This window comes from Rhizobium sp. RAF36, from assembly GCF_052114105.1.
GTDB lineage: Bacteria > Pseudomonadota > Alphaproteobacteria > Rhizobiales > Rhizobiaceae > Rhizobium.
In genome coordinates, this window is the sequence record NZ_JBFREC010000009.1 from 21,170 (window position 1) to 46,132 (window position 24,963).

The window sequence follows — 24,963 nt, forward strand, 5'->3', positions numbered from 1 at the left end:
CCGGAGGCGTCAGATGCGCTCAAGATCTCTCGCTCGAATCCTTTTCGCAGCCACCATGCTTTTGCCCATCGCAGCCGTATCCGGACAAGTGCCGACGTCGGCATCTGTGCCCGACATCCCGATCAGCCACCAGGATCGCGTCTACGCTGCCGAGCAGTTCTCCAACACTGTGTCGGTAATCGATCCGGCCGATAACAAACTGCTCGGCGTGATCCGTCTCGGAGACCCGCAGCCCGGCAATCTCAGTCCGCTCTACAAGGGGCAGGTGCTCGTCCATGGCATGGGCTTCTCGCCCGATCACAAGACGCTCGCCATCGTGTCCATCGGATCCAATGCCGTCACCTTCATCGACACTTCGGCCAATGCGGTCAAGCACACCACCTATGTCGGCAGATCGCCGCACGAGGCGTTCTTCACGCCAGATGGAAAAGAGGTCTGGGTCACCGTTCGCGGGGAAGACTACATATCCGTGATCGACGCTGAATCCTTCGAGGAGAAGACGCGCATCAAGGTGCCTGCTGGTCCGGGCATGTCGATCTTCTCGCCCGACGGAAAGCTTGGCTACGTATGCTCGTCCTTCAATCCGGAGATCGTCGTCGTCCAGGTCTCGGATCACACCATCGTCGGTCACGTTAAGCAGGACAGCCCGTTCTGCCCGAACATTGCGGCGTCGCCCGACGGAGAGCAGGTTTGGTTCACCCTGAAGGACATCGGACGAACCGAAGTGTTTGACGCCCGGCCGCCCTTCGCCGTCATCCGGACCATGGACACGGGACCCATCACCAACCACGTCAACCTCGTGACTAACAAAAACGGCACCTTCGCCTATGTCACGGTCGGCGGCCTCAATCAGGTGAAGGTCTTCCGGACCGATACGTTTGAGCAGGTCGCCGCCATTCCCGTCGGTAACCTCCCGCATGGCATATGGCCGTCCGGCGACGGGACGCGGGTCTATGTCGGGCTTGAGAACGCCGACGCCTTCGCCGTCATTGACACGCTTACGAACAAGGTGACGGCGACGATTCCGATCGGGCAGGGCCCGCAGGCCGTCGCGTACGTGCCGGAAGCTGTTCCCGATGGTAACGGGCTGCAGAACGTAACGCCTCTGGGGCTGGCGGGCGATGCTGTCCACCTGAACCTTGCGAGCGTTGACAAGACATCGCCGGGCTCGGCAAGCGTCACGCTATTCAATCAAGGCCTCACGCAGGTCGTTCAGGCGGCAGTGACGGGTCTTGAGCCGAAGAAGCCTTACGTGGTCGCATTGTCGTCAAAGGCCGACGGAGGCGGGGAGCTCCAAGGACTGGCGAACTTCATGACGAACCCGGCAGGCGCCGCGCTTGTCACTGCGGTGGGGCCAATCCGCCAGCTTGTCGAATCCACGCGGAAGGACGAGCGGCGCTATCTCGTGGTGGCGGAGTCCAAGGACGGAAAGCCAAGCGGCGTCGTCCAGGTGCAGGTCAAGCCGTGACAGCAAGGGCCGCGCTCGTTTCTCCTAGTCTTAATGGGAAGCGAGGGTTAGGGACTCGCGACGGCTATTGCCTCGACCTCGACAAGCACATCCGGATGCACGAGGCCGGAAACGATCACCAGGGTTGAAGCGGGTTTGTAGGCTCCGAGGTGCGCTTTCCGTACTTCGGCGAACGCAGGGAAATCCTCGCGGCTCGTCAGAAACACCGTCGTCTTCACCAGATGTTCGAAGCCCATGCCAGCTTCTTTCAAGACCGCCTTCAGATTTTCGAACACAGCGTTGGATTGATCAGAAATTCCTTGGAGGAAAGCGCCATCGGCTGCGGTGCCGATCTGGCCGCTGACGTAGAGTGTCCTCGCTTCTCCGCGGACCTCGACGCCGTGTGTATATGTTGAGGGCTCGCGGCCCCCTGGGTTGTGGTTGGTTCGCAAAGAACTCTCCTGGATCAATTGTGACGAGAGCAACAAGATACGAAATGGAGGCCGCGTTGCCACGGTCTCCATTTGCGAATTTCGGCACCTAGACAGATGCAGCTGCTTTCCGGATAACTTCAATGACAGCCTCCGGCTGAGAGAGCATCGGGACGTGGCTGCTGCCGAGTTCGGTCACCGTGGCATTCATGCGCTTCGAAACCCAGCGCTGAAGATCAGGATGAACTGTGTGATCCTGGGTGGCAAGCACGTACCAGCTGGGCTTCGACTTCCACGCAACTTCCCCGTCGGCGAGCTTCTGCTGAAGGAAAAGGTCCGCGACCGGAGCATAGTGGGTCGCCCATACCAGCTTCTGCTCCGCTTCCGGAAGGTCACCAGCGAAGTGTTGCACGCCGCTCGGCAGCATCCAGGCGCGATTGTCAGCAGCCTCGACGTGGCCGAATATATCCGACGGATACTTGTTGAGTTGGTCTTGCACCGTCTCGCCTACATCCGGCGCTACAGCGGCGATGAACACCAGGCCGACAACGCGGTCGTCGGTTCCAGCAGCTGTGATCGTGGCACCTCCGTAGGAATGGCCGACGAGAATGACCGGGCTTCCTACACGATTGAGCGTGCGCTTCACTGCTGCGATATCCTCGTCGTAAGAGTCGAGACCGTATTGGACTGCAATAACTTCGTGCCCGTCTGATTGCAGGGCAGGGATGACCTTGCTGAAGCAGGATCCGTCGGCCCAGATGCCGTGGCAGAAGACGATTGTGGGTTTCTTGATTGTAGACATGACGATGTTCCTTGTTGGTTGACATGATGTGTCCGTTGGGGCGCCAACGGCTTCTTTCGAAGAGCGTGTGACCGAGCGCGGCTCGGTCAAATGTATCTAGGATGCAGTCCGTCGGCCGCTGCTTTCACAGCGGTAAGAAGTCGGATCGGACGTTGGTATGGACCGGACTGGTACTCAGTCGAAGGAGGCGGCGGCGTTTGCGATAAAGCGCACGACGGCTTCCGGCTGCGACAGCATTGGCAAGTGGCTGGCTTGGATTACCAGGACTTCAGCCCCCATTCGTTCAGCGGAATCCTGTTGGATCGCTGGGGGAACCGTGTGGTCCAGTGTCGTCACGACGTACCAGGACGGTTTCGTGCGCCACGCGGCATGCGATATCTTCTCAAGCGTCGTCGCTTTCCCCAACGGCCCTTGGGTTGCGTATACGCTGTCTGCCTCGTCGGTAGGCAGGTCCTGACCGAGGTAGTTCCGCACGCCTTCCAGGGAAAGCGTAAGATGTGTATCGCCCCATGGCCGGAGTTCGTCGACGACAGCGGCGGTGGCGTAACCACTCCACCAGTCGTCCACCGATTGACCGCTGTCCGGCGAGGCGCCTGCAACGTAGACCAGGGCGGCAACCTGTTCGTGATTGCCTGCTTCGGTGATCACCGCTCCACCGTAGGACTGCCCCACGAGAATGACGGGACCGTCTTGCATCTCCACTGCTCGCCGAACGATTGATACGTCGTCCGGAAGCGAGTTCAGAGTGAGCTGCACCGCCACCGCATGATAGCCGTTCTCAACGAGTAGCGGTATTGCTTTGCGCCAAGCGCTGCCATCCAGAAAGTACCCGTGGACGAGGATGATGTTCCTGACTTTCATCTCTATTTCCTCGTGCCCGCTGCAATTCCTGTGATTGCTTTTATACAGTGCGGCCGAGACCAACGCATGGTCTGGCGTTGCTATATTTGGAAGAATATTGCTCATTTGCATGAATTACGAAACTTTTTCGCGTAAAATTGGTATATTATTGCTATTAAGGTATTTAGTTGCTGCTTCTTGCCGTCACCCTGCGGTTATGGGTTCTTGCGAACACCGCCGGGGTGCTCCCCACAATAACTTTGAAACGACGAGTCAGATGGCTTTGGTCCGCGAAGCCCAGAATGTCCGCGATATCGGAGAGAGAGCGATCTGCCGCTTCGATCATCGCTTTTGCCTGCTCGATTTTGCAACGTTCGACGTAGCGCGCGGGCGTCGTCCCGATTTCGGATTTGAAGACCCGGATGAAATGGAATCGACTGAGACCCGACTTCTTGGCTAGCGTTTCCAGATTAGGGAAATTGCATGATGTCCGCGAGAGTTGTTCCACGATCCGCTGGATCGCCTCGCGATCGCTGATTTCGCCCGTGTGTTCTGAAACGGTGCGGACCCCGTAGGTCGTCACGAAATGTACCGTCAGCGCCTCGGTCAAATGGCGAATGAGTTCGACCCGCCAATCCGCGTTAGGCTTCCTCATTTCTTCGAGAATGGCGCCGGCGATGTGTAGTGCGAATGGATCGTTCGCGTACAGGATCGATCCGGTCTGATCGTCCTTGCCATTAATGGACGCGTTAAGACTCGAGGTGTCGCTTAGTTGCTCGGGATCAATGCCTATCCGGAGCATGGCCGGAATCGCACCGCCAAGCCGTGCAGGGCTACCAGCGGGAACGACGATAAGGTCGCCCGCCCGGCAAGAGACTTCGCGCGAGGCAACCTGTGTGTAGAAACGAAACTGCCTGGAAGATCCCAAGGCGACAACAATTGCGTGATGATCGCAGGCTGGCACCAGCATCTCGATGCCGTGACTGGCTTCCCTCACGTCAAAGCTCAGACCGCGCGAGGTGTTTGACAACCCTGCGGTCGATATAGGCCAACCGCCAATGTACGAGCGGATGGCAGCGATATCTGGCAGCTGGTTCTGTCGTCTCTTTTTCATGTCCCGGCCGAATTCAGAGGGTCGCTAAGTTGGCCGATATTGAGCAATTGAGCGCAGCCGTTCAAGTGATATTGAAATGGGGTGCCACCGTGGCGTCGGCCAGAATACCCACCGAAGCCAAAAGACGGCTTTCACGCCGGAAACTCATCCCTGGAACATCACACCGGTCATCTTCTCGCTCAACTTCCATAGCCTCTCCGCCGCACCGGCGTCGATCGCCCAAGGGCACACTCCACCGAACCCCTTGTCTTCGCATGGGACCGCCTGAGCGATGTCGCAGTCCTCGCAATAGACGCCACCCTTTCCTTCGAGCTGGACATCGAACCCGCACCAGATCGTCGTGGCAGCCCCTTCGCCGACAGTCTTGAAGAAGCCCTTGGCTTCCTCGTTCACCACCATCGTACCGTTGCCCCGCCGCTGGACGCCGAAGGCCGCCAAGTCGTCGGAGGTCAAGTGGCGCGACAGGTCTGTCAGGATCGCGCCGGGATGGACCGAGAACGCGCGAATACCGTGGGCCGCACCGCGCTTGTCCAACGCGACCGCGAACAGGGCGTTGGCGGTCTTCGACTGGCCGTACGCCACCCACTTCTCGTAGGGACGCTGGCGGAAGTCGGGATCGCGGAAGTCGACGCGGGAAAACCGATGGCCGCCGGAGGACAGGGCCACGACGCGTGCCTTGCCTGCCTTCTTGAGTAGCGGCCACAGGCGCGCCGTGAGCTGGAAGTGTCCGAGATGATTTGCCGAGAACTGGCTTTCGTGGCCACGGGCGTCGCGGGAGAGCGGCGGTGCCATGATCCCGGCCGAGTTTATGAGAACGTCGATCTGGCGGCCGCTTCTGAGGAGCTTGTCGGAAAAGGCGTCGATGGAGGCAGGATCGAGGAGGTCGAGCTGGTGGAGTTCGACGCCTTTCAGCTTTTCGGTGCTGCGCTTCGCCTTGAGGGGATCGCGGGCAGGGATCACGACACGCATGCCGCGCTCGGTGAGTACGCGCGTCGTTTCCAATCCGAGACCGGAATAGCCGCCAGTAACGACGGCGGTCATCCCCGAGAGGTCGCGGTCGCCAAGAAGCTCGTCGGCAGTGGTCCTGGGGCCGTGCCCGGAAGGGATCGGTCGCTGTTCGGTCGTCATCGTGTCCTCCGTGGGTTGGATGCCCGGCCCGTGAGCCGGACGATGCCAACAGGTCACGCGAATACGAACGCAGCGTCTTTCAAAATATCAGGACGTCGGCACGGTGCCGCCGTCGATGACGTATTCCGCCCCGGTGATCGAACCAGCCCGCGGCGACACCAGGAAGGCCACGAGATCGGCAACCTCCTTTGGTTCGGCGGGCCGCCCAAGAGGGATGCCACCAAGCGAATCCATGATGATCTTCCGAGCACCGTCCTCGTCGGTTCCGTTCTTGGAAGCGATCTCCTCGATAAGGCCCTGCGCCCCATCGGTCCTCACCCAGCCGGGAGCAACCTGGACGACGCGGACACCCTTTGGACTAACTTCCTTCGAAAGCGCCTTGCTGTAGTTCGCAAGCGCGGCCTTCGCGGCAGCATAAGCGATCGTCGCTTCGGGCAGGGGCAGGCGGCGCTGGATGGAAGTGATGTGGATCACCACGCCGGAGCCGCGGTCGATCATGCCGGGCAGAAGCCCGCGGTCCACCCGAACGGCGGCCATTAGGTTCTGGTCGAGCGCCTTCTCCCATTGATAGTCGTCCAAAACCTTGAAACCGCCTGCGGGCGCGGACGATCCGCCGACGACGTGGACGACGATGTCGGCGCCGCCCAGTTCGTCGTTGACGGCTTTCACGACTGCGGATGTTCCTTCTACGGTCGAGACGTCTGCTTGCACGTAGTGCTGGCCGTCGCGGATATCGTCCGGACGCGACCGCGAAGTGAAAATGACAATCGCTCCGGCCGCATGTAGGGCCTCGACCACTGCCCTGCCGATGCCCTTGCTTCCGCCAGTGACCAGCGCCCGCTTTCCTTTCAGATCCAGATCAGTCATCGCGTTCTCCTTTTTCGGTTAGCCGATTTGCCTAGAACGGAACTTGGCGGTAGGCTTTCGAAATCGCAAGAACGCACGAAAAAGTAGGGTACTTACCCGGAGGTAAGCATGGCGCATACGCCCGTAACTGCAGCCGATCGCGTCGAGCACGCTTTCCGACTTCTCGAAGGTCGCTGGAAGATGGTCATTCTTCCATCTCTTTGGCGGCAAGCTCAAGCGCTTCTCGGAGCTAGAGAAGGCGATCCCCTCGGTCTCACAGAAAATGCTGATCCAGCAGCTTCGCCAGATGGAAGCCGATGGGATCGTTCGCAGGATCGTTTACCACCAGGTGCCGCCAAAGGTGGAATATGGCCTGACCGACTGGGGTCAATCGCTCTGCCCGGCGCTCGACCAGCTCATTAAATGGGCCGAGAGCCGCCCGCCCTCAATTGAGGTCGCCTGAGATCCAGTCGAGCAGCGAGCGTGCGACGAAAAGATCGCGCGTTTCGGATCCCTCGGTAAAGAGGACAGTGGCGGTTCGAAGGATTTCAGCGGCATCCGTGATGCGACCGTGGGCAGCCAACAGTTCTGCGAGATCGGTGGCCGCCCGAAGCTCCCACGAGAGCGCGCCCTGCCGCCGCGCGATGTCGATCGATTGCCGCAGCAGACGCTCGCGCTCCAACAGGCTGCTTTCGGAGCGCGCCCGAATCCTGAGCAGTTCGGGGAGACACCAGCCTTGCGTGCGTCCGGTGCAGTCCCGCAGCAGGTCTGGCGACGCGAACCCCGGACGAAGGGTGGCGAACAGTTCGAGCTGGTTGACGAGATAATGCTTGTCGGGATCTGACGGAAGGAGTGAGCCCGGAGATAGCGAGTCCAGGTCGGCGGGTTCAACGGTTGCCTTGACATAGACGTCGCCGAGCGATCCCCAGAACGCAAAGGAGTTCCGCTCGGATATGTCGTTGAGCATCCGGGTCCACGCGCGGGCCTTTTCCATTTGGCCACACCAGAGCGCCACTGGGCAGGCGGCGATCCCGAGGTAGTAGGCGAGGTTCGCCGAGTTGTTCAGGGAGACGGCATAGGCGACGCCCGCTTCGGCCTCGGACAGCGCCTGGTCGGGGAAGCCGCGGAGCCAGAGCATTCGAACACGAAGAGTGATATGCGCCAGTTTCTGGTCGCCGCGATGGGCGATCTTCCTGATCGATCGGAAGGTCGCATCGGAGTATCGGTTCATGCGATCCTGACAGTCCCAAGCGGCCTTCTGATCCCCGAGATAATGCAGGCTTATGGAAAGTCCACGGAGCGCGGCGAGCTGTATGACGGGGTCGGAGGACGTATCGAGCAGGCGCCGGAACTTGTCTGCGACCGCGTATTCCTCGCCGCCATAGATGTTTCGCCAATCCCAGAGCAGCCACAGCGCCTGCATCTGCCGGACGGGGTTGTCGAGCTGCTCGGCAAGCTCCAGTGCCTCCTCCGCGGCCTCCAGCATTTTGGGAGACGCACCGCTGACGAACCACGTGTGCTGCGCCCACGCCAGCTTCACGCGTATCCTCAGTCCCGGCGGAAGATCGGCTCCGCCGGACGTCTCTTCAAGAAGAGCTTGCAGACGGTTCCTGTATTCGGCCGACAGCCCGAGTTCGAACCAGATCGGCGACGTGTCGGTCAGCAGCTTCGCCCGCTGCATGGCCTGCGAGGGATCTGGCGCCATCAATGCGAGTGCACGCCTGAGATCCGCGACGCGAGGGCCGTATCGGTTGACGAACTCCGGCTGCGAAAGCGTGTCCCAGTCCGGCTCCGCGTTCGCCAGGGAAACGGCGACGACTTCGGCATATCGTCCCGCGACGCGGTCGTAGTCTCCGCTGCGTCTGAGTTTGTCGAGCGCGTAGATCCGCGTCGTCTCGAGCAGCCGATACTCGATCTCGGCCCCATCGAGATCCGACGACAGAAGAGACTTCTCGTGGAGGCCGAAGACAGCGTCCATCACCTGCGTGCCGTCGACATCGTCGTCTGTCGTCACGGCCACGATGTGATGAAGGTCTATTCCCGCGGGAAAGACGCCAAGGCGCATGAAGACGTTCTTCTCGGTGTCGGGAAGGTTCTCGTAGCTCCAGTCGAGGACGGCGTTCAGCGTCTGGTGGCGTGGCATCGCCGTCCGCTTGCCGCGCAGCAGGCTGAAGAAGCGATCGTCGAAGCGGGCGGCGAGATGGCGGAGACCGAACGCCTCTATACTCGATGCCACCAGCTCGATCGCCAGCGGCATGCCGTCCAGACGGCGGCAGAGATCGGCGGCGATCCCAAGCTCACCGTCGCCCAGCGTGAAGCTATCGCTGTTGGCCGTCGCCCGTTCCACCAGCAATCGTATCGCTGGAAACGCCCTGATGTCCTGTCCCGCCAGATCCGCGCCCTCGGCAGGGATGCCGAGAGGCTCCAATCTGTGGACCCATTCTCCGGTGGAGCGGAGCGGTTCGCGGCTTGTCGTCAGGATATCCAGCATCGGCAGATCATGCCACAGCCGCTCTGCAGCGGCTGCCGCCGTCTCCACGACGTGCTCGCAGTTGTCGAGGACCATCAGGAAGCGCCTGCCGCGTAGGGCGGCGATCACGGCTGGCGCCAGATCGTCCGTTCTCGTGTCGAGACGCATCGCGTTGGCGATGGCGCTCCAGACGAGCGAGGGATCGCTGATGGTCGTCAGGTCCACCCAGACCTGTCCATCGGGGTAAACCGCGAGCGTCCTTTCGACGACCTGCTGCGCGACCGAAGTCTTGCCCATCCCGCCGGGGCCGACGATCGACAGGAAGCGCGTCTCCCGAAGTTTCCCCGGCAGCATCGCGACCACCTCGTCCCTGCCGATCAGCCGCTTGCCAGATTGTTGCGGAGAAGGACGATCGTCCGCGTCGAGAACCGCGGAACGTGGCGACGCGGCTTCCGTCCGGTGGACTGGGAATGCGAGCTGATAGCCTCTGCCACTCACGTTGGATATCGGCGAGTGGTCCGGGCTTTCCGTTCTAAGCGCCTTCCTCAAGGACGAAAGGTGGACGCGGAGAGCGACTTCGTCGACAGAGGCATGCGGCCATGCTCGCTTCATCAGCTCGGCCTGCGGAACCACGTCGCCGCCATGCTCGGCGAGCGCCACCAGGAGGTCGAACGCTCGCGGCCCGAGACGCACCGCAGTGCCCGAGTGTCTTAGAAGCCTTCGCTCCGGATAGAGTTCGAAGCCCCCGAAAGTGTAGTGCACCTCGGCCAAGCCGGAATTCCCATTTTTCTGGGACGTTAGGCGCGGTTTCGCAGGCGCGTCAAGCGTTCGGCTGCAGGCGTGCAAACTCGGAAGACCGATAGAGCGGCGCCCGGCAAACTCAGCCATCATCTGTCCGACGCCGCGAAAGGATTGCTCATGGCACTGCTTGCAGATTCCCGAGTTCTGGTCGTGGGCGGGAGTTCCGGTATCGGCCTTGCGGTCGCCTGCGCCTGCGTCGGTGCCGGAGCAAAGGTCACCATTGCATCCCGGTCGCAATCGAAGCTCGCGGAAGCCGTCAGGAGCCTTGGCTCGACAGCCCGGACAGCGGTGCTCGACACCGCGGACGAAGACGGGGTGGCGGCCTTCTTCCGCGACCATGAAGCCTTCGACCATGTCGTTGTTTCCGCGGCGCAGACCCCCAGCGGCCCGCTTCGGCAGCTTCCGCTCGAGCAGGCGCGATCCGCGATGGACAGCAAGTTTTGGGGAGCCTACCGGATCGCAAGGTTCGCCCGGCTGTCAGAGCGCGCATCCCTGACCTTCATTTCCGGCTTCCTGAGCGAGCGTCCGTCGGCAAACGCTGTCCTCCAGGGCGCGATCAATGCCGCGTTGGAGGCGCTTGGCCGGGGGCTGGCGCTCGAACTGTCCCCGGTCCGCGTCAACGTCGTGTCGCCAGGCATGATCGACACGCCACTCTGGTCGAAGCTCGATCCGGCTGCGCGCAACGCGATGTTCGAACGCGCGGCGGCCAGTCTGCCTGCGAAAGCCGTGGGGCAGCCGACCGACATTGCAAACGCCGTACTGTTCGCCATGACGACGCTGTTCGCTACCGGATCGACCATCCGGGTCGACGGCGGAGCGACGATCGGATGAGAAGCCTGTTTCGAGGGAGAGCGAAAATGAGAGTACCTTGCTTGATGGCGGCATCGGCCGCCGCATCAATCATTCTGGCATGCGGTTCGGCGGCGCTTGCAGCTCCGTTGAAGGTCGATGAGATCGTCCATTCGTCAAAGCGGTCCGCTCGCGAGACTGCGGCTGAGAAGGCTGCGATGCATTTCTACGAGTTCTGGAACACGGGCGACGAGGCAAGTCTGAAGATGGCGATCTCGCCAAACTTCGTCGATCGCACCCTTCCGCCCGGCAGGCCCCAGGGGCCGGGCGGACCTGCGTTCGCGTCGAAGGCATTCCGCGCGGCCGTGCCAGACCTTTCGGTCGAAGTCAGGAAGATGGTCTTCTCCGGCGACTACGTCACGGTGCACATGGTCTTCCGCGGCCACTTCACGGGCGAGTTCGCGAAGGTAAAGGGAAGTGGGCAGACGATCGAGTTCATTGCCACCGATCTCCTCAAGGTCACGAACAGTCGCGTGAGCGACAACTGGCACATCGAGGACAACCTGACGCTCCTGAAGCAGATGGGCATCGTCAGCGGCTAGTCACATCAGTGACCATCGTCACAATTGACGGTTTTCCGATCCGGCGGATACTTCTTTCAGGAGGTCGGCCCATGTCGGAACCACACTATACATTCGGTGCCTTCGAGCTTTTTCCAGAGCGGCGCCTTCTTTTGGAGGCCGGAACTCCGCTCAAGCTTGGGCCTCGGGCCTTCGATCTTCTGGCCGTTCTTGTCGAGCGGGGCGGCGAGATCGTTTCGAATTCGGAGCTTCTGCGGCTCGTCTGGCCTCATGCCGTCGTCGATCAAGTAGCGCTTCGTGTTCATCTGTCCTCTCTCAGAAAGGCGCTTCTGCCCGGCAATGGAGGACGTTCGCCAATCTCCAACATCTCGGGGCGTGGATATACTTTCACGATTCCGATCGAGGGTCGCTCGGGCGAGCCCGAAGCAGGGGTGTTGGTCGCGCGCGCGCCATTTTCAAAAAGAAACCTGCCTTTGGCCGGAAAGCGTCTGATTGGCCGCGACGACGACGTCGCTAATCTGCTTGCGAGGCTAAGGCACGTCCGGCTCTTGTCCATCGTAGGTCCCGGGGGTATCGGAAAGACGTCGGTGGCCGTCTCCTTGGCAGAAGTCGCCGGCGGCGAATATACTGGTGGTATCGCCTTTGTTGACCTCGCGACGATGTCCGATCCGCGACTGCTCTGGACGACGATCGCCGCCGCCGCCCACGTCGTCACCGTTAACGAGCACGTCTCGAAGGCCGTCGTCGCTGCGCTCATAGGGCGGCGATGCCTAGTCATACTCGACAACTGCGAGCATATGGTGGAAAGCGCGGCCGAGGCCGCCCAGATGTTGTACGAGCAGGTTCCGTCGCTCGACGTCCTGGCCACGAGCCGGGAGCCGCTGAGGGCGGACGCTGAGCATGTTCATCGGTTGGCCCCGCTCGACTGCCCGAAAGACGACGAACTCGTCGCTGCCGACGAGATCGATGGATACTCCGCGCTTGAGCTGCTCGTTGAGCGGACCGTCGCCAATAACGAGAGCTTCCAGCTTAGAAACGAAGACGTGGTGGTCGCGGCAGCGCTCTGTAGGAAGCTCGATGGTCTCCCTCTTGCGATTGAGCTGGTGGCCGCCGGGGTCTCAACGTTCGGCCTGCGGACCGTGGCGAGCAACATCGAGAACCGATACTCGGTCATCTTGAAAGCACCTCGGACAGCAACAGCACGACACCAGTCGCTGACAGCTGTTCTCGACTGGAGCTACGAAACACTTTCCGATCTGGAACGGGAGGTGCTTAAGTCGTTGGGGTTATTCCAGGGTGCGGTGGACTTCCAGACTGCCTCATCGTTTCTAGCCCGGAGTCTGGTATCGTCCGACGATGCGGTCGATGCCATATATTCGCTACACACGAAATCGCTTCTATCCGCGGATCTCGGCCAGGACGAAATTCAATATCGGTTGCTGGAGACCACGAAGCTCTACGTGATCGGAAAGCTCCGGGACGAAGGACACTTCGATGATCTTGCACTTCGCCACGCGGAGTTCTTCCGGGATTATTTTGTCGAGGCTGAGGCCGACTGGAACCTCCTGCCCCAGAAAGAGTGGCGAGCACACTACGCCGGAAAGCTCGTCGAGTTGCGCGCAGCGATCGACTGGGCGATGGCGGCGCCGGGGTCGCTCGCACTGGGTGCCGAGCTTCTGACGATTACCGCACCGCTATGGACGGAGCTTGGTCTGGTCGCAGAATACCGCAACAGGCTCGACGATGCGCTGAAGCGGTGCTGTAGCGGCGGGGGACTGGAAAGCGGCCTATCCCTTCGCCTAAGGCTCGAGTGGGCGAAGAGCTCGTGGATTACCCAGGGGCCGACGCCCAGATTGGTACAGATCGCCCGCGACGCAATACCTCTAGCGGAGTCGATAGAAAATTCCGCCGAAATCGTGGAGGCGCTCTGGTTGCTTTGGGACCAGCGGACTGTTTTCGGCGCAGGCGAGGAGAGCGTCATGGAGAAGGCGAACCGGGTTGCTGAGACCTCGTCCGACGCCGTGGCACGCCTTGCAGCGCTGCGGCTGATCGCACTAGACCATCACTACGAGGGCAACCAGCGGGAAGCCTGGAACTACCAGGTGCGAATAAGCGCATATTCGCAGCAGACGTTCAGGGACATTCGACGGATCTGTCACCGCGGCGATCAGGTTCTTGGTCACATGACCCTCAACGCACGCATATCTTGGCTTCGCGGATTTCCTGACCAGTCTCTCCAGACGGTGACGAAAGGGGTCGCGCACGCGGAGACGCTCCACGACATGTCGCTGACCTACTTCCTGGGTTTCGCGGCTTGTCCGGTGGCGCTTTGGTGCGGTGCCAAACCTCTCGCCGAAACTTGGATTGACCAGCTAGAGAAGCTTTCCTACCTGCATTCGCTAGGATTCTGGGGCGGTCTAGCCGAAGGGTATCGTCTCGCGCTGTCTCGGATAGGACGAGAGCCCATTGTTCCCGCGGGACAAACGCTTCCGCGGGAGGCCGATGCGCGGTTTCTTGCAAATCAGCTTGAGCTGTTCGCATCCACGCATCCCGACATGGCTTCGCCCTCTGTTCTGGCACTCTGTGAAACACGTCAGTCCGGTTGGGCGCTGGCTGAAGCGCTACGGGCGAAATCGATCGGCCTTGCTGCCGACGATGCAATCCGATTGCTCGATAAAGCTGTCAACCTTGCCCGCTCCCAGGGCGCTCTCTCCTGGGAACTTCGAGCTGCCACTTCCAAGGCCGCTGTGCTGGAAGTCGCGGGGCATACGGAGCAGGCGATCCACACTTTGGCCACCGCGTACGGCAAGTTCACAGAAGGCTTCGAGACGCAGGATCTGGTAACCGCGAAAGCGCTGCTCTCGCGGCTTCGGAATTGATCAAGCGGGGCGTTGGTTCTCAATTTTCCATTGAGCGGGCGTCGCCCCGGTAAAGCGCTTGAACACCGTGGAGAAGTGCGCCTGAGCCTGGAATCCGGCCTCGAGAGCAATCTCGCACAGGTTCATCCTTGATGTCAGCATGGCGCTTTTGGCCCACTCGATCCGGCGAAACAGCAGGTATTCATGCGGTGTGAAGCCCGTTGCCAGCCGGAATGACTTCGCAAAGTGCATCCGCGACAGATCGACGGCTTCAGCCATCTGCTCCAGCGATACCGACTCGTGCAGTCGGCTGGATATGAAGCGCTCGAACTTGGCCAGCCGCCACTTCGGGAGCGGCGTTCCGCGCTCATCCGTCTCTTCGGGATTCAGGCAACGCGCAGCAAGTGCATGCGACACGCTCTGCATGAAGAAGCCGCAGCGGTCTCCGTCGTCGACCAGTGCTCGAACAAAGGTCTCCACGACCATGTCGCGGAATATCCTCGGAATCTCAGATCGCAGATCGGTACCGATGCCGTTCTTCTCGGCGAAGCGTGCCGCAACCTGGAGGCAGACGAGATCGAACGAGGAGTGGAAGTTCAGCGTTGCCACAGCACCCGGCGACGCAACGAAGGCTGTCCCGGATGGCATCGCACCCTGAAGGATCGTTTCCCCGCATGAGGAGATGTCGACCTCGATCGGCCGAACTGCGATCATGATCGTGAAGCAGTGTCTCGGAGTATCGATGATCGACGTCCGGCGGTGCATCTGGCCGCTTGTCCAACGGGCGATCTTGATCGGCCCATCGCCGCGCGCCTGCGGAGGCTCGATCATCGGGTTTCGTTCGACGGCGTCGTCGTTGAATGGAAAAAGGAATGCGTCGTTCCGTTCGGTCACTAGCTGGGCTTGCATGACAGACTCCCCTTTGACTTTCATCGAAGGGTAGGCCCCGGTCGAAATGACCGTGAGTGAAGTAGTGTTAAGATTTGTTGGGGTCGCGTCGGCGGGTGTTAAGCCGAGGTCTGCCGCAGGTCCGGATGGTCTGCAAGATGAGCAGCCAGGAACGAGACGAAAGTTTTGACCTTGACTGCGATATGGCGGTTCGCTGGATAGACGGCGTGGACCGGAACGGTTGTGATTTCCCAGTCTTCCAACACCCGCACGAGCTTTTCTTCTCGGATAGCCGGGCCTACCACGAACGTCGGCTCCAGCGCGATACCCATTCCTGCGACGGCAGCGGCGAGCAGGCTGCGCCCGTCGTTACATTCGAGCTTCGGCTCGATGGGCACGTGGGCGTCGACGCCCTCCCGCGTGAAGCGCCAGAGCCGCCCCCAGCGGAGTTTGGAGAAATGAAGGCAGGAATGGCTTGAAAGGGCGTCCGGGTGATCAGGAGCGCCGTGCCGTTCGATGTAGGCGGGCGATGCGCAGACCACGACGGGCGACGTCCCAAGCTGACGGGTGATCACGTTCGGGTCGACCGAGATGGTTCCGCGAATTGCGAGGTCGAACTTTTCGTCAATCAGGTTGACGGTGTCCAGAGAAAGATCGAGTTCGATCGAGATGCCGGGGTTGAGGTCGAGGAACTTCGCGATCGCGGGAACGAGGTGGTCGGGGCCAAGATCGGGAGCTGACGAAATCCGGATGCGCCCGACCGCATCCTTCTGGAAGGATGTCGCCGCACGTTCGGCTTCACGCACCTGTGGGAGTACGCCGCTCATCGCCTGGACATAAGCCGCACCCGCCTCGGTCAGCGTCACCGTCCTCGTGCTCCGCTGAAGGAGTCGAATGCCGAGGCGCTTCTCGAGTTCGACAACCTGAGCGCTGACCGTGGCCCGCGACATCGAAAGGAGCTTGCCCGTCCTGGAGAAGCTGAGAGTTTCAGCGACGCTCAGGAACGCTGCGACGCCTGCCAAAGGATCAAGGGTCTTCATGATCGACTATCCAAACATTGATGTTCGATCATGCTTCTTATCATCTCCAGCAGAGAAGGCTACAACGCCGTCATCCAAGCGGTGGCGGCCGACATCGCGGATGAAACCCAAGATCAATCGACGCTCCGAGCGAGCGTAATCCTATGGAGAAGACCATGTCCGCAAACGGTCGCTGGTTCATGAACGCCTATCTAAACATCCTCCTGCCGCAGAGCGAGAGCGCCGCAGGCGTATCTTTCATCGAGCACCACATGCTCGAAGGGTTCTTCGTGTCGCCGCACGTCCACCACACCGAGGATGAGACCTTTTACGTGCTGGATGGAAGGGTCCGCTTCATGCTCGAAGGCGAAATCTTCGAACGCGGTGAAGGTGACTCCCTGCACGTGCCCGGTGGTAAGACGCACGCCTTCAAGGTCCTGTCGCCGACCGCGCGCTTCCTGACGATCACCAACGGCACGTTCGAGAAGATGGTAATGGCGGCATCGGTTCCTGCCGAGCGCCCGGAAATCCCGCCACAGGCGCCGTTCACGCCCGAAGATCAGCAAAAGCTCGGCGTGCTTTGCAATCAGAATGGCATCGAATTCGTCGGCCCGCCGATCGACTGACGCTGCATGCGGATGCTTCCGGCTCCGCGTGCTTTCTCGAAAGACCATGTGCATAGGGAAGCCTAGCGTTGGTGCGAAATCAGGGATCCAGATCCCATGCACAAATAGAGAGGCTTCCCTATGCACGCGGCCAATGCAGACGCCAGCACCACGAACCCAATCGTGTTCGCCCTTGGCGAGATCCCTATCTTTTCCGTTGGAGAAAGGGTGCGCATTCTCGCTCGCTCGCCGATCGGGCACTACCGCGTTCCCCGCTATCTCCGCGGAAAGGAGGGGACAGTCGAGGCCATTGTCGATCCCGCCGCGGTGGACAACGAGGAGGAGGCATATGGGCGTAACGCCGGATCGCGCCTCCACTACTATCGCGTTGTCGTTCCGCTCAGGAACATCTGGCCGGGCTACGCGGGGTCAAGCCGCGACGCACTCGCAATCGAGGTCTACGAGACCTGGCTGGAAAGGGCGTGACCATGACCTCCCCCGGAACCGGACACCACGACCATCATCATGACCACGATCATCCGCACGACCAAGCCCACACGCCCATAACGACCGAAGCCGCTGTCAGCTACTACGAGGTCATGGAGATCGCCGTCCGCGAACTTCTCGTCGAAAGGAAGCTCATCGGCCCCGACGAAATCCGCCGCCAGATCGAGGTACTCGACTCCCGTACTCCGGCGCTCGGCGCCAAGGTCGTCGCGCGCGCCTGGACCGATCCCGCCTTCAAGGCGAGGCTTCTCGCCAACGGCCGGACGGGCTGCGAGGAATTCGGTATCAGCTTCTACGACGACACCCAGCTCATTGTGCTGGAGAACACGGAGACGGTTCACAACCTCATCGTCTGTACCCTGTGCTCCTGCTATCCGCGCCCCGTGCTCGGCCTGCCGCCGGACTGGTACAAGCTGAAGCCCTATCGAGCCCGTGCCGTCTCCGAGCCGCGGGCGGTACTCGCAGAATTCGGCACCCACATTCCCGACGACGTCGAAGTCCGCGTCAGCGATTCCACAGCGATCGTCCGCTATCTCGTCCTGCCGATGCGGCCCGCTGGGACGGACGGATACGACGAGGAACAGCTCGCATCGCTCGTGACCCGTGACACCATGATCGGCGTCGTTCAGGCGACCAAGCAAGGAGCACGCCCATGACTGACACGGCCAACCTCGTATCCCGGCTGCCGAACGACATCGGCGGCCTGCCTGCAGGCGCCATCGAGAAGGTGGACCATGAACTGCTCCCGTGGGAAAAACGCTGCCACGCGCTGGCCGACGTTCTCGATTTCCACAAGATCATCAACACCGAGGAGAAGCGCCGCGGCGTCGAATCCCTGGGAAGCGACGTGGTCGGCAAGCTCACCTACTACGAGCGGTGGATCGTCACTTTTGCCAATCTTTCCTTCCAGAAGAAGATTCTTACGCCCGAGCAGTTGGCGACGAAAATGGACGAGGTCGCGGCCCGGCTGAAGAGCGAGGGCATGCAGGTGGAAAGTCTGAGCCCATGACCGACACGCCCTGCTTCTACGAGCGCGATGGCTCGCTTGCACTCCCCCGCCGCGTCGTGGTCGAAACAGTGGGTACCACACTCCTGATGCTAGCGGTCGCCGCCAGTGCGCTGAGCTGCCAGCGTCTCGGGGCGGGTGGCGCCATTGGCACGGTCGCAGGAGCAATCGCGGTCTCCGCCAGCCTCGTCGGGCTCATCCTCGCGTTCGGCGCTGTCTCCGGCGGCCATTTCAATCCGATCATCACCATCTTACAGTGGATGTGGGGCGACCGCTCGCCTCAGTGCACGATCTCCTATGTCTGCGGGCAGATCGTGGGAGCGGTCATTGGATCGCTGCTTGCGAATTCGCTGTTTCCCACTGGCGCGACTGAAGCCGCAGTCGCCACGAACTCCATGGTCTGGAGCGAGGTGATCGCGGGCTGCGGGCTGATGACAGTCGTGTTCGGCTGCGCCCGTAGTGGTCGCCCGGAAAGCGGACCGTTTGGCGTCGGCGCGTGGCTTACGGCCGCCATCATCGCGCTTCCGTCGGGATCCGTCGCCAATCCCGCAATCGCGATCGGATGCCTCGTCGCCAACGGGCCCGTGTCGCTGTCGCAGGCCACGGTCGCGATGTACGTTCCCGCCGAGCTGCTAGGCGGTTTCGTTGCGTTTCTTCTGATCTCGATATGCTATCCGCGCCAGGACTCTCACCACCCGACTTCGGCTGCCGGCGGCGCGAAGGGGCATGGAAAGTCCAGCGCCGTTATTTCATTCCGGCACCCTGTTCTAAAACGCGAGGATTGAGCCATGACCACTATTCGCACGATCGCCATTCCCGTAGCGGCCGAACCGATCCCGCTAGGCGAGCTGCTGCCATGGGCGATTTTCGGCGGCCTGCTTCTTTTGATGGCCATCTACTTCATTGGCGCGGAGGAAGGCGCGACTTCACTCGTCTCGGGCATGTACGTGCACGAGTTCGTCCACGACGGCCGTCACCTACTCGGCTTTCCCTGTCACTGAGGGCTGAAGGCGATCCAGCAAAAGCCTCTGGCCCGGCGACAGGCGCTCCGCGAGCTCCGGCGGGGCGCCTGCAGCTTTGAGGGTATCCGCTATCGGGTGCAGAGCGACGACCGTCGCCGACGGTGAGGTCTCCCGCAAAAGGACACGCAGCGGCAGATCGAGCGCCGCATTTGGAAACTCCTGCATGACAGGCGTGCCGCCTTTCGGATTCCCGTAGACGATCACGACCGTTGCCGGAAGCTCCAGACCGACGTCTTTTGCCGCCACGGCATGATCGATCTCGGCGAAGATCGTCATGCCTGCCGACTTCAAAATGTCATGGACCTCGCGCCGGACATCGCAGAAGGGGCGAGGCACGGCCAGTTCGTGGATGTTGATTTGATTGCTCATGTTCGCCTCCTAATCATTGATGCGAGATGGGATGAAGCGCCTGCTGCCTGAATTTGCTTGGGGTCATGCCGCGGCTTCGACGGAACGCGCGCCCGAACGCCGCCTCGGAATCGTACCCGACCGCTTCGGCGACTTCGGCAACGGGACAATAGCCTCGCTGAAGCAAGTCGCCCGCCTTTGTCATCCGGAATTCGGTGAGGAACTCGCCAACCGTCATGCCAGACGCGCTCCGGAAGTGTCGCGCGAATGTCGCGCGCGAAGTCGCGGAGATCTCTGCTAGTTCCTCGATCGTCCAAGGTCTCGACGCATCCTGAAGCATCGCCTTGACTGCCTTCGAAAGCCTGACATCCCGCATCAGGCCGGGAAGTCCGGTGACGTTCGGACCGGTATTTCGCAGCGCCATGGCCAGAAGCGCGAGCGACATCGAAGCCATGATCGTGAGCGAGCCGGACATGTCCTTTGCAGTCTCGTCCTTGAGAATGCCCACGAGTGCCGCAAGACGGGCGTCGGAGTGCTGCCCGAGAAGAGAGACCTGGACGATGTCTGGCAGCGCGTCCAGTAGCAGGCCACTGGCTTTGGGATCGTACTCGAAGTGGCCGCAGAGCAGATCTACATCTGCGGCGACGCCATCGGTCCGGCGTTGCTTTAGCGAACCACTGTCGATCACGAGCTCTGCCGCGGATTCGCTCGGACGTCGGTTTACTATGGAGTGCGCACTTCCCCGTGGCAGAAGGAGCATGTCGCCCGATCGGAGCGCCACCTTGCGGCCGCCGTCCAGTTCGACGACGCACTCGCCACCCAGTACGAGATGAAATGGAAGCATGCCTGGCTGCGTGGCGTCATGGCCGACGAGGAACTTGCCGCCCAGCAGGCAGTGGACGTCCAGGGCTGGGCGCAGGTGCGCGAGTTCGATCAATTCACTTAAGACGTCCATTCCAGACCTTCGCGAGTTTCCGCTTTGATACGATGGAGCCAAAAGCTGCGACGCGCGAGCGTTCAAAATATCGCAGGTCGGCGGCATGATGGAGACATAAGGGCTTTGTGCCCTGACCCCGAAATCGAATGCCAAGGATACTGATATGAACATCCACCTGCACAATGCCCTGAGCCTGGTCGCCAGTCCACGATCCAACCGGGTCGGGATCGGCGCGACGCGTATTGCAATCGCGATCATTTTCATCTGGATCGGGCTTCTGAAGTTCGTACCTTATGAGGCAGACAGCATCACCCCGTTCGTCGCCAACAGCCCGGTCATGTCGTTCTTTTATGCCCATCCGGAAGAATACAAGCCTCATCTTACCAAGGAAGGCGAGCTCGCTCCCGCTCAACGTGAATGGCAGTCGGCGAACCGTACCTATGACTTCTCGGACGGTCTGGGAACGGTAGAGCTGATCATTGGCTTCCTCACCCTTTCCGGCTTCTTCTCCAGATGGGGTGGTCTTGCCGGAGCGCTGCTCGCATTCGCGACGCCGTTCGTCACGCTTTCCTTTCTGATCACGACACCGGAAGCATGGGTGCCAGCACTCGGTGACGCTCAGCATGGGTTCCCGTATCTCTCTGGCGCTGGCCGCCTCGTCCTAAAGGACACGGTCATTCTTTCAGGTGCCTGGCTCGTGATCGTTGACACGGCGAAGGCAATCCTTGCCAAGGCGAAGGTCTCGCGGCCGTACATTGCCGATTTCCTTTTGCCGGACGATGTGGTCATCCGCTCGAAGGATTGAACTTGTTTAGGGCAATGTGAAGTCATCCTGACCTCCACGAAAAGAGACGGCACGCCGGGCGGTCATGGGTCGGCGTGCCGTCTAGCACCGGTGCAGCGATCTAGGGTGAAGTTGGCCGGGGAGGGGATGCCAACCGATCGCGATACCAACCTAGCCGCAGTTGTTGAACGATGATTTCCATTCTGCACGGTGACGCATCGAGCCTAGCTTCTAGCAATGGCCAGCGAAACGATATGCAGAAAGTCCGAAATCGCTCATCCGGGCGTTCTGCCCTGGGCTTAGAGGATGAGGTATACAGCCATGATCAGCGGTGCGACCACTGCCGCTGCCATCGCCACATGAACGAGAGTTCTAACGCCGCTAGTCCCATCGATGAGCCATTCGCACATCTGAACTCTCCGATCTCATTTCCGTCGACCCTAAACATAGTCGCCTGGCTGGACAGAACAAAGCTCAGCGAATTTACACGGTGGCTGCGCTTGGCACTGCGGGATGTTGCGAGGCAAGCAGCGCCGCCGCTCTCTCGAACAGACCAGTGACCTTCGGCACCATTGTCCGCAACCGGACCTCGTTGATAACTGAAGCTCCATCAGACGCAACGCAATGGAGCCACCCATGACGTCCCACGCCCTTCCAAGATGCTGCATCATCGGCGCCGGAATGAGCGGTATCGTCACCGCCAAGGCGCTCGCCGAACGCGGCGTTCCCTTCGATTGGTTTGAAATGAGCGACCGTATCGGTGGCGTCTGGGCGTTCGAGAATCCAAATGGCAGATCTGCGGCGTACCGCTCGCTCCACATCGACACATCGAAGGGCCAGCTGGAGTTTCCTGACTTTCCGATGCCTGCAGGCACGCCGACCTATCCTCATCACACGCAGGTTCTGGCCTACCTTGAATCGTACGTCGCACACTTCGGTCTCGCTGGGAAGGTGAGCCTGGGCGCCGAAGTCGTGAAGGCAACGCGTGACGAAAACGGCACTTGGCGGATCCGGCTGGCGTCCGGCGAGACGCGCACATATGATGCACTGTGCGTATGCAACGGGCATCACTGGGATCCAAGGTGGCCCGAGCCCGCCTATCCCGGTCACTTCGATGGCGAGCAGATCCACGCCCATTCCTATCGCGATCCGTTCACTCCGCACGACCTCCGCAACAAGCGAGTGCTCGTCGTCGGGATGGGAAATTCGGCAATGGACATCGCGAGCGAGCTGTGCCCCCGCCACATCGCGCAGAAGCTTTTCGTCAGCACCCGGCGCGGCCAGCACATCTTTCCCCGCTACCTTCTTGGCAAACCCGCTGACAAGGGCAAGCTGTATCCTTGGCTCCCACTATCTCTTCAGCGGACGGTCGGCCGCGTGATCTACAAATTCGCCGTCGGACGGATGGAGGATTACGGCCTTCCGAAGCCCGACCATCTTCTCTTTGAATCGCACGGGACAACGTCGGATACCTTCCCGTCATATGTAGCTGCCGGCGATATCACAATGCGCTCAGGCATCAAACGGTTGGACGGGACCGCGGTCGTGTTCGAAGATGGCCGCCGTGAAACGATCGACGTGATTATCTGGTCGACCGGATACCGCATCAGCTTTCCTTTCTTCGACCATCAATTCATTTCCGCCCCGGGCAACAGGCTTCCTCTGTTCAAGCGCGTAATCAAGCCTGGTATCCCGAACCTCTTCTTCGTCGGATTGGCGCAGCCGAGCGTAACGCTCTTCGCCATTGCGAACCGCCAGGCAAAATGGATCGCGGCATATCTTGCCGGGGAATATCAGCTTCCCAGTGTCGAGGAGCAGGAACGCACGATCGTGGTCGACGAGGAGCGGCACATGTCCCGCTACTACAAGTCGGCCCGGCACACGATGCAGCTCGACCAGGACATCTACTTCGCCGAACTGGACCGCGAGATGCGCCAGGGCAAAAAACGAGCCCGCGCAATGGGCTTCAGCAGCTCCCGCCCTCCCGTTCCAAGGCTGGCCATGGTGGATGCGCCTTCATCAGCCGCTTGAACATCCATGACCGGTTCAATTCAACTCGGAGGTATCCTATGGTTCAACGCGTGATGATCACCGCAGGAGGGTCTGGCATCGGTCTCGCGATCGCAAAGGCATTCATCGAGAGTGGCGCGCGTGTCCATATCTGTGATGTGGACGATCAGGTGGTCGAGAAAGCTGCACAAGACCAACCCGGATTGGTCGCCACTCGGGTCGATGTTGCCAACGAGAATGCGGTTGACCGCTGGTTCGATAGGGCACTCGAAGACCTCGGTGGGCTCGACGTACTGGTCAACAATGCCGGAACCAAAGGCCCCACAGCTTATGTCGAAGACGTGAAGCTCGGCGATTGGCAGGCCTGCATCGGGGTGTGCCTTGACGCTCAGTTTCTGTGCGCAAGGCGCGCGGTCCCGGTGATGAAGAAGCAGGGCTCTGGCAGTATCATCAACATATCCTCGACTGCGGGACTTTATGGCTACGGGCTTCGCACTCCCTATGCTGCGGCGAAGTGGGCCGTGATCGGCTTCACGAAGTCGCTCGCTATCGAGCTGGGCCCGTATGGCGTCCGCGCGAATGCCATCTGCCCGGGTTCTGTCGATGGCGTGCGTATGGACCGCGTTGCAAGAGCGGAAGCGGAGAGCCGCAATGTTCCGGTGGAGGTCGTCCACCAGGAATATGTGCAGTCGCAGTCGATCAAGCGGTTTGTGAAGCCTGAGGAAATCGCGGACATGTGCGTCTTCCTCTCGTCACCCGCATCTCGAATGGTGAGCGGCCAGGCGATTGCCGTGGATGGCCATACCGAGACTTTTCATATCGGAAATTGACCCTTATGGAGCTTGAGAATCCCGATTGGAGGTTGGTCGCGAACACCCGCGACAGGTTGGGCGAAAGCATTCTATGGCATCCGGTGGAGAAGGCTCTTTATTGGATCGACTACTATGGTGCCCTCATCCATCGCCAGGCGACCGCAGGTGGTCAAGTCGAAACGTGGAAACTTGGCAGTGGCGAAACCCTGGGCTCGATCGCCTTCGCGGAGCACGGGATCGTGGCTGCCATGGCCCATGGGCTCTGGCTGTTCGACAAGGAAACGCAAACCAACGCGCCACTCTGTGATCCAAAACGCGGAAGGCCGACGCAAGCCTATAACGACGGGAAAGTCGATCGCTCGGGCCGTTACTGGGTGGGGACCCTCTGTCTTGACGAGGAGGCGGCACATGCGGGCTTCTACCGGGTTGCGCATGATGGGAGCTCTTACCTCGCGGACGACGGTTTTAAGATCTGCAACGGTCCAGCATTCTCGCCGGACAACCAAACTCTCTATTTCAGTGACTCGATGAGCCGACAGCTTCTGCGCTACGATCTCGCGTCGGATGGCAATCTTTCAAACAAAGAGGTCTTCCATCGTTTTTCCGACGGGGATGGAATTCCGGATGGACTTACGGTCGACAGCGAGGGGTCGGTATGGTGCGCTCTGTACGGAGCGGCGCGCGTGGTCTGCCTCGGCGGGGATGGTACCGTGAGACGCAGCCTGCGGGTTCCGGCGGCGTATGCGACAAGCATATGCATCGGCGGCTCCGACATGCAGACGTTGTTCGTCACGACCGGGTGGAACCCCGAAGATCACCTCCGGGTATTGGACGAGGGCGCAGGCGCGGTATACGCGCTCGAACTAGACACTCGGGGGATTGCCGAACCCATAGCCAAGTTCTCGATCTAGGTGCGTG

25 protein-coding genes and 1 pseudogene are annotated in these 24,963 nt (G+C 60.7%); 15 read left to right on the forward strand and 11 right to left on the reverse strand.

What is annotated here, in order from left to right:
* Positions 1–13: 13 nt before the first annotated feature.
* Positions 14–1,468: a YncE family protein gene (locus AB4Z25_RS24635; protein WP_442209718.1), complete on the forward strand. Its 1,455-nt coding sequence runs from the start codon at positions 14–16 to the stop codon at positions 1,466–1,468.
* 47 nt (positions 1,469–1,515) lie between these two features.
* On the opposite strand, the gene AB4Z25_RS24640 is transcribed toward AB4Z25_RS24635, so the two are convergent.
* From AB4Z25_RS24640 to AB4Z25_RS24665, 6 genes are all read right to left on the reverse strand, one after another.
* Complete coding sequence (locus tag AB4Z25_RS24640) at positions 1,516–1,899, reverse strand: RidA family protein (RefSeq protein WP_442209721.1); 384 nt, start codon at positions 1,897–1,899, stop codon at positions 1,516–1,518.
* An 88-nt stretch (positions 1,900–1,987) separates the two neighbouring features.
* Positions 1,988–2,680, reverse strand: coding sequence for an alpha/beta fold hydrolase (locus tag AB4Z25_RS24645; protein WP_442209723.1), 693 nt, complete (start codon positions 2,678–2,680; stop codon positions 1,988–1,990).
* Positions 2,681–2,854: 174 nt separating this feature from the next.
* Complete coding sequence (locus AB4Z25_RS24650) at positions 2,855–3,541, reverse strand: alpha/beta fold hydrolase (RefSeq protein WP_442209725.1); 687 nt, start codon at positions 3,539–3,541, stop codon at positions 2,855–2,857.
* A gap of 163 nt (positions 3,542–3,704) precedes the next feature.
* Positions 3,705–4,634 (reverse strand): helix-turn-helix domain-containing protein, encoded by a 930-nt coding sequence (locus tag AB4Z25_RS24655; protein ID WP_442209727.1) that lies wholly within the window; start codon positions 4,632–4,634, stop codon positions 3,705–3,707.
* Between the two features lie 144 nt (positions 4,635–4,778).
* The gene (locus AB4Z25_RS24660; protein ID WP_442209728.1) at positions 4,779–5,762 is read right to left on the reverse strand and encodes an SDR family NAD(P)-dependent oxidoreductase; all 984 of its coding nucleotides are present in this window, start codon (positions 5,760–5,762) and stop codon (positions 4,779–4,781) included.
* 87 nt (positions 5,763–5,849) lie between these two features.
* Positions 5,850–6,629, reverse strand: a complete 780-nt coding sequence (locus AB4Z25_RS24665) for an SDR family oxidoreductase (RefSeq protein WP_442209729.1) — start codon at positions 6,627–6,629, stop codon at positions 5,850–5,852.
* A gap of 62 nt (positions 6,630–6,691) precedes the next feature.
* Here AB4Z25_RS24665 and AB4Z25_RS24670 point away from each other — a divergent pair.
* A pseudogene (locus AB4Z25_RS24670) lies at positions 6,692–7,071 on the forward strand (winged helix-turn-helix transcriptional regulator).
* Here AB4Z25_RS24670 and AB4Z25_RS24675 read toward each other — a convergent pair.
* A complete protein-coding gene (locus AB4Z25_RS24675) occupies positions 7,054–9,840 on the reverse strand; it encodes an ATP-binding protein (protein WP_442209996.1) in 2,787 nt (928 codons plus the stop codon). The pseudogene AB4Z25_RS24670 and the gene AB4Z25_RS24675 overlap by 18 nt on opposite strands.
* A gap of 156 nt (positions 9,841–9,996) precedes the next feature.
* Between AB4Z25_RS24675 and AB4Z25_RS24680 the strand changes: the two genes are divergently transcribed.
* From AB4Z25_RS24680 to AB4Z25_RS24690, 3 genes are all read left to right on the forward strand, one after another.
* Positions 9,997–10,710, forward strand: a complete 714-nt coding sequence (locus tag AB4Z25_RS24680; RefSeq protein ID WP_442209731.1) for an SDR family oxidoreductase — start codon at positions 9,997–9,999, stop codon at positions 10,708–10,710.
* A 26-nt stretch (positions 10,711–10,736) separates the two neighbouring features.
* Positions 10,737–11,270, forward strand: a complete 534-nt coding sequence (locus AB4Z25_RS24685) for an ester cyclase (protein ID WP_442209732.1) — start codon at positions 10,737–10,739, stop codon at positions 11,268–11,270.
* Between the two features lie 71 nt (positions 11,271–11,341).
* Positions 11,342–14,128 (forward strand): ATP-binding protein, encoded by a 2,787-nt coding sequence (locus AB4Z25_RS24690; RefSeq protein ID WP_442209733.1) that lies wholly within the window; start codon positions 11,342–11,344, stop codon positions 14,126–14,128.
* Here the strand turns inward: AB4Z25_RS24690 and AB4Z25_RS24695 are convergent, their stop codons facing one another.
* Positions 14,129–15,040 (reverse strand): helix-turn-helix domain-containing protein, encoded by a 912-nt coding sequence (locus AB4Z25_RS24695; protein WP_442209735.1) that lies wholly within the window; start codon positions 15,038–15,040, stop codon positions 14,129–14,131.
* Positions 15,041–15,114: 74 nt separating this feature from the next.
* Complete coding sequence (locus AB4Z25_RS24700; protein ID WP_442209737.1) at positions 15,115–16,035, reverse strand: LysR substrate-binding domain-containing protein; 921 nt, start codon at positions 16,033–16,035, stop codon at positions 15,115–15,117.
* Between the two features lie 155 nt (positions 16,036–16,190).
* On the opposite strand from AB4Z25_RS24700, the gene AB4Z25_RS24705 reads away from it, so the two are divergent.
* From AB4Z25_RS24705 to AB4Z25_RS24730, 6 genes are all read left to right on the forward strand, one after another.
* Entirely contained in the window at positions 16,191–16,640 is a 450-nt protein-coding gene (locus AB4Z25_RS24705) for a cupin domain-containing protein (protein WP_442209739.1), read from the forward strand.
* Between the two features lie 120 nt (positions 16,641–16,760).
* A complete protein-coding gene (locus AB4Z25_RS24710) occupies positions 16,761–17,105 on the forward strand; it encodes an SH3-like domain-containing protein (RefSeq protein ID WP_442209740.1) in 345 nt (114 codons plus the stop codon).
* A 2-nt stretch (positions 17,106–17,107) separates the two neighbouring features.
* Positions 17,108–17,782 (forward strand): nitrile hydratase subunit alpha, encoded by a 675-nt coding sequence (locus tag AB4Z25_RS24715; protein ID WP_442209998.1) that lies wholly within the window; start codon positions 17,108–17,110, stop codon positions 17,780–17,782.
* Positions 17,779–18,135 (forward strand): nitrile hydratase, encoded by a 357-nt coding sequence (locus AB4Z25_RS24720; RefSeq protein ID WP_442209742.1) that lies wholly within the window; start codon positions 17,779–17,781, stop codon positions 18,133–18,135. The genes AB4Z25_RS24715 and AB4Z25_RS24720 overlap by 4 nt, the downstream gene beginning before the upstream one ends.
* Positions 18,132–18,917 carry an aquaporin gene (locus AB4Z25_RS24725; RefSeq protein ID WP_442209744.1) on the forward strand — a complete coding sequence of 262 codons (786 nt, stop codon included), beginning with the start codon at positions 18,132–18,134 and terminating at the stop codon, positions 18,915–18,917. The genes AB4Z25_RS24720 and AB4Z25_RS24725 overlap by 4 nt, the downstream gene beginning before the upstream one ends.
* Before the next feature lie 3 nt (positions 18,918–18,920).
* A complete protein-coding gene (locus AB4Z25_RS24730; RefSeq protein ID WP_442209746.1) occupies positions 18,921–19,133 on the forward strand; it encodes a CbtB domain-containing protein in 213 nt (70 codons plus the stop codon).
* Here the strand turns inward: AB4Z25_RS24730 and AB4Z25_RS24735 are convergent.
* Both AB4Z25_RS24735 and AB4Z25_RS24740 read right to left on the reverse strand, forming a co-directional pair.
* On the reverse strand, positions 19,110–19,523 hold the full coding sequence (locus AB4Z25_RS24735; protein ID WP_442209748.1) for a DUF302 domain-containing protein: 414 nt from the start codon (positions 19,521–19,523) through the stop codon (positions 19,110–19,112). The two genes, AB4Z25_RS24730 and AB4Z25_RS24735, sit on opposite strands and share 24 nt — an antisense overlap.
* A gap of 13 nt (positions 19,524–19,536) precedes the next feature.
* Positions 19,537–20,703, reverse strand: a complete 1,167-nt coding sequence (locus AB4Z25_RS24740; RefSeq protein ID WP_442209750.1) for an AraC family transcriptional regulator — start codon at positions 20,701–20,703, stop codon at positions 19,537–19,539.
* On the opposite strand from AB4Z25_RS24740, the gene rclC reads away from it, so the two are divergent.
* The 4 genes from rclC to AB4Z25_RS24760 all read left to right on the forward strand — a co-directional run bounded on the left by rclC (position 20,603) and on the right by AB4Z25_RS24760 (position 24,956).
* Complete coding sequence (rclC, locus tag AB4Z25_RS24745; protein WP_442209752.1) at positions 20,603–21,244, forward strand: reactive chlorine resistance membrane protein RclC; 642 nt, start codon at positions 20,603–20,605, stop codon at positions 21,242–21,244. The two genes, AB4Z25_RS24740 and rclC, sit on opposite strands and share 101 nt — an antisense overlap.
* Before the next feature lie 615 nt (positions 21,245–21,859).
* Positions 21,860–23,254: a flavin-containing monooxygenase gene (locus AB4Z25_RS24750; RefSeq protein WP_442209754.1), complete on the forward strand. Its 1,395-nt coding sequence runs from the start codon at positions 21,860–21,862 to the stop codon at positions 23,252–23,254.
* A gap of 38 nt (positions 23,255–23,292) precedes the next feature.
* On the forward strand, positions 23,293–24,063 hold the full coding sequence (locus AB4Z25_RS24755) for an SDR family oxidoreductase (protein ID WP_442209756.1): 771 nt from the start codon (positions 23,293–23,295) through the stop codon (positions 24,061–24,063).
* 5 nt (positions 24,064–24,068) lie between these two features.
* Positions 24,069–24,956: an SMP-30/gluconolactonase/LRE family protein gene (locus AB4Z25_RS24760; RefSeq protein ID WP_442209758.1), complete on the forward strand. Its 888-nt coding sequence runs from the start codon at positions 24,069–24,071 to the stop codon at positions 24,954–24,956.
* The last annotated feature ends 7 nt before the right edge of the window (positions 24,957–24,963 follow it).

Excerpts from the sequence above, each read along its gene's own strand:
- AB4Z25_RS24635 (WP_442209718.1), top strand. The coding sequence starts at position 14 with ATGCGCTCAAGATCTCTCGCTCGAATCCTTTTCGCAGCCACCATGCTT.
- AB4Z25_RS24645 (WP_442209723.1), bottom strand. The coding sequence starts at position 2,680 with ATGTCTACAATCAAGAAACCCACAATCGTCTTCTGCCACGGCATCTGG.
- AB4Z25_RS24650 (WP_442209725.1), bottom strand. The coding sequence starts at position 3,541 with ATGAAAGTCAGGAACATCATCCTCGTCCACGGGTACTTTCTGGATGGC.
- AB4Z25_RS24655 (WP_442209727.1), bottom strand. The coding sequence starts at position 4,634 with ATGAAAAAGAGACGACAGAACCAGCTGCCAGATATCGCTGCCATCCGC.
- AB4Z25_RS24660 (WP_442209728.1), bottom strand. The coding sequence starts at position 5,762 with ATGACGACCGAACAGCGACCGATCCCTTCCGGGCACGGCCCCAGGACC.
- AB4Z25_RS24665 (WP_442209729.1), bottom strand. The coding sequence starts at position 6,629 with ATGACTGATCTGGATCTGAAAGGAAAGCGGGCGCTGGTCACTGGCGGA.
- AB4Z25_RS24680 (WP_442209731.1), top strand. The coding sequence starts at position 9,997 with ATGGCACTGCTTGCAGATTCCCGAGTTCTGGTCGTGGGCGGGAGTTCC.
- AB4Z25_RS24685 (WP_442209732.1), top strand. The coding sequence starts at position 10,737 with ATGAGAGTACCTTGCTTGATGGCGGCATCGGCCGCCGCATCAATCATT.
- AB4Z25_RS24690 (WP_442209733.1), top strand. The coding sequence starts at position 11,342 with ATGTCGGAACCACACTATACATTCGGTGCCTTCGAGCTTTTTCCAGAG.
- AB4Z25_RS24695 (WP_442209735.1), bottom strand. The coding sequence starts at position 15,040 with ATGAAAGTCAAAGGGGAGTCTGTCATGCAAGCCCAGCTAGTGACCGAA.
- AB4Z25_RS24700 (WP_442209737.1), bottom strand. The coding sequence starts at position 16,035 with ATGAAGACCCTTGATCCTTTGGCAGGCGTCGCAGCGTTCCTGAGCGTC.
- AB4Z25_RS24705 (WP_442209739.1), top strand. The coding sequence starts at position 16,191 with ATGTCCGCAAACGGTCGCTGGTTCATGAACGCCTATCTAAACATCCTC.
- AB4Z25_RS24710 (WP_442209740.1), top strand. The coding sequence starts at position 16,761 with ATGCACGCGGCCAATGCAGACGCCAGCACCACGAACCCAATCGTGTTC.
- AB4Z25_RS24715 (WP_442209998.1), top strand. The coding sequence starts at position 17,108 with ATGACCTCCCCCGGAACCGGACACCACGACCATCATCATGACCACGAT.
- AB4Z25_RS24720 (WP_442209742.1), top strand. The coding sequence starts at position 17,779 with ATGACTGACACGGCCAACCTCGTATCCCGGCTGCCGAACGACATCGGC.
- AB4Z25_RS24725 (WP_442209744.1), top strand. The coding sequence starts at position 18,132 with ATGACCGACACGCCCTGCTTCTACGAGCGCGATGGCTCGCTTGCACTC.
- AB4Z25_RS24730 (WP_442209746.1), top strand. The coding sequence starts at position 18,921 with ATGACCACTATTCGCACGATCGCCATTCCCGTAGCGGCCGAACCGATC.
- AB4Z25_RS24735 (WP_442209748.1), bottom strand. The coding sequence starts at position 19,523 with ATGAGCAATCAAATCAACATCCACGAACTGGCCGTGCCTCGCCCCTTC.
- rclC (WP_442209752.1), top strand. The coding sequence starts at position 20,603 with ATGAACATCCACCTGCACAATGCCCTGAGCCTGGTCGCCAGTCCACGA.
- AB4Z25_RS24740 (WP_442209750.1), bottom strand. The coding sequence starts at position 20,703 with ATGAAAATGATCGCGATTGCAATACGCGTCGCGCCGATCCCGACCCGG.
- AB4Z25_RS24750 (WP_442209754.1), top strand. The coding sequence starts at position 21,860 with ATGACGTCCCACGCCCTTCCAAGATGCTGCATCATCGGCGCCGGAATG.
- AB4Z25_RS24755 (WP_442209756.1), top strand. The coding sequence starts at position 23,293 with ATGGTTCAACGCGTGATGATCACCGCAGGAGGGTCTGGCATCGGTCTC.
- AB4Z25_RS24760 (WP_442209758.1), top strand. The coding sequence starts at position 24,069 with ATGGAGCTTGAGAATCCCGATTGGAGGTTGGTCGCGAACACCCGCGAC.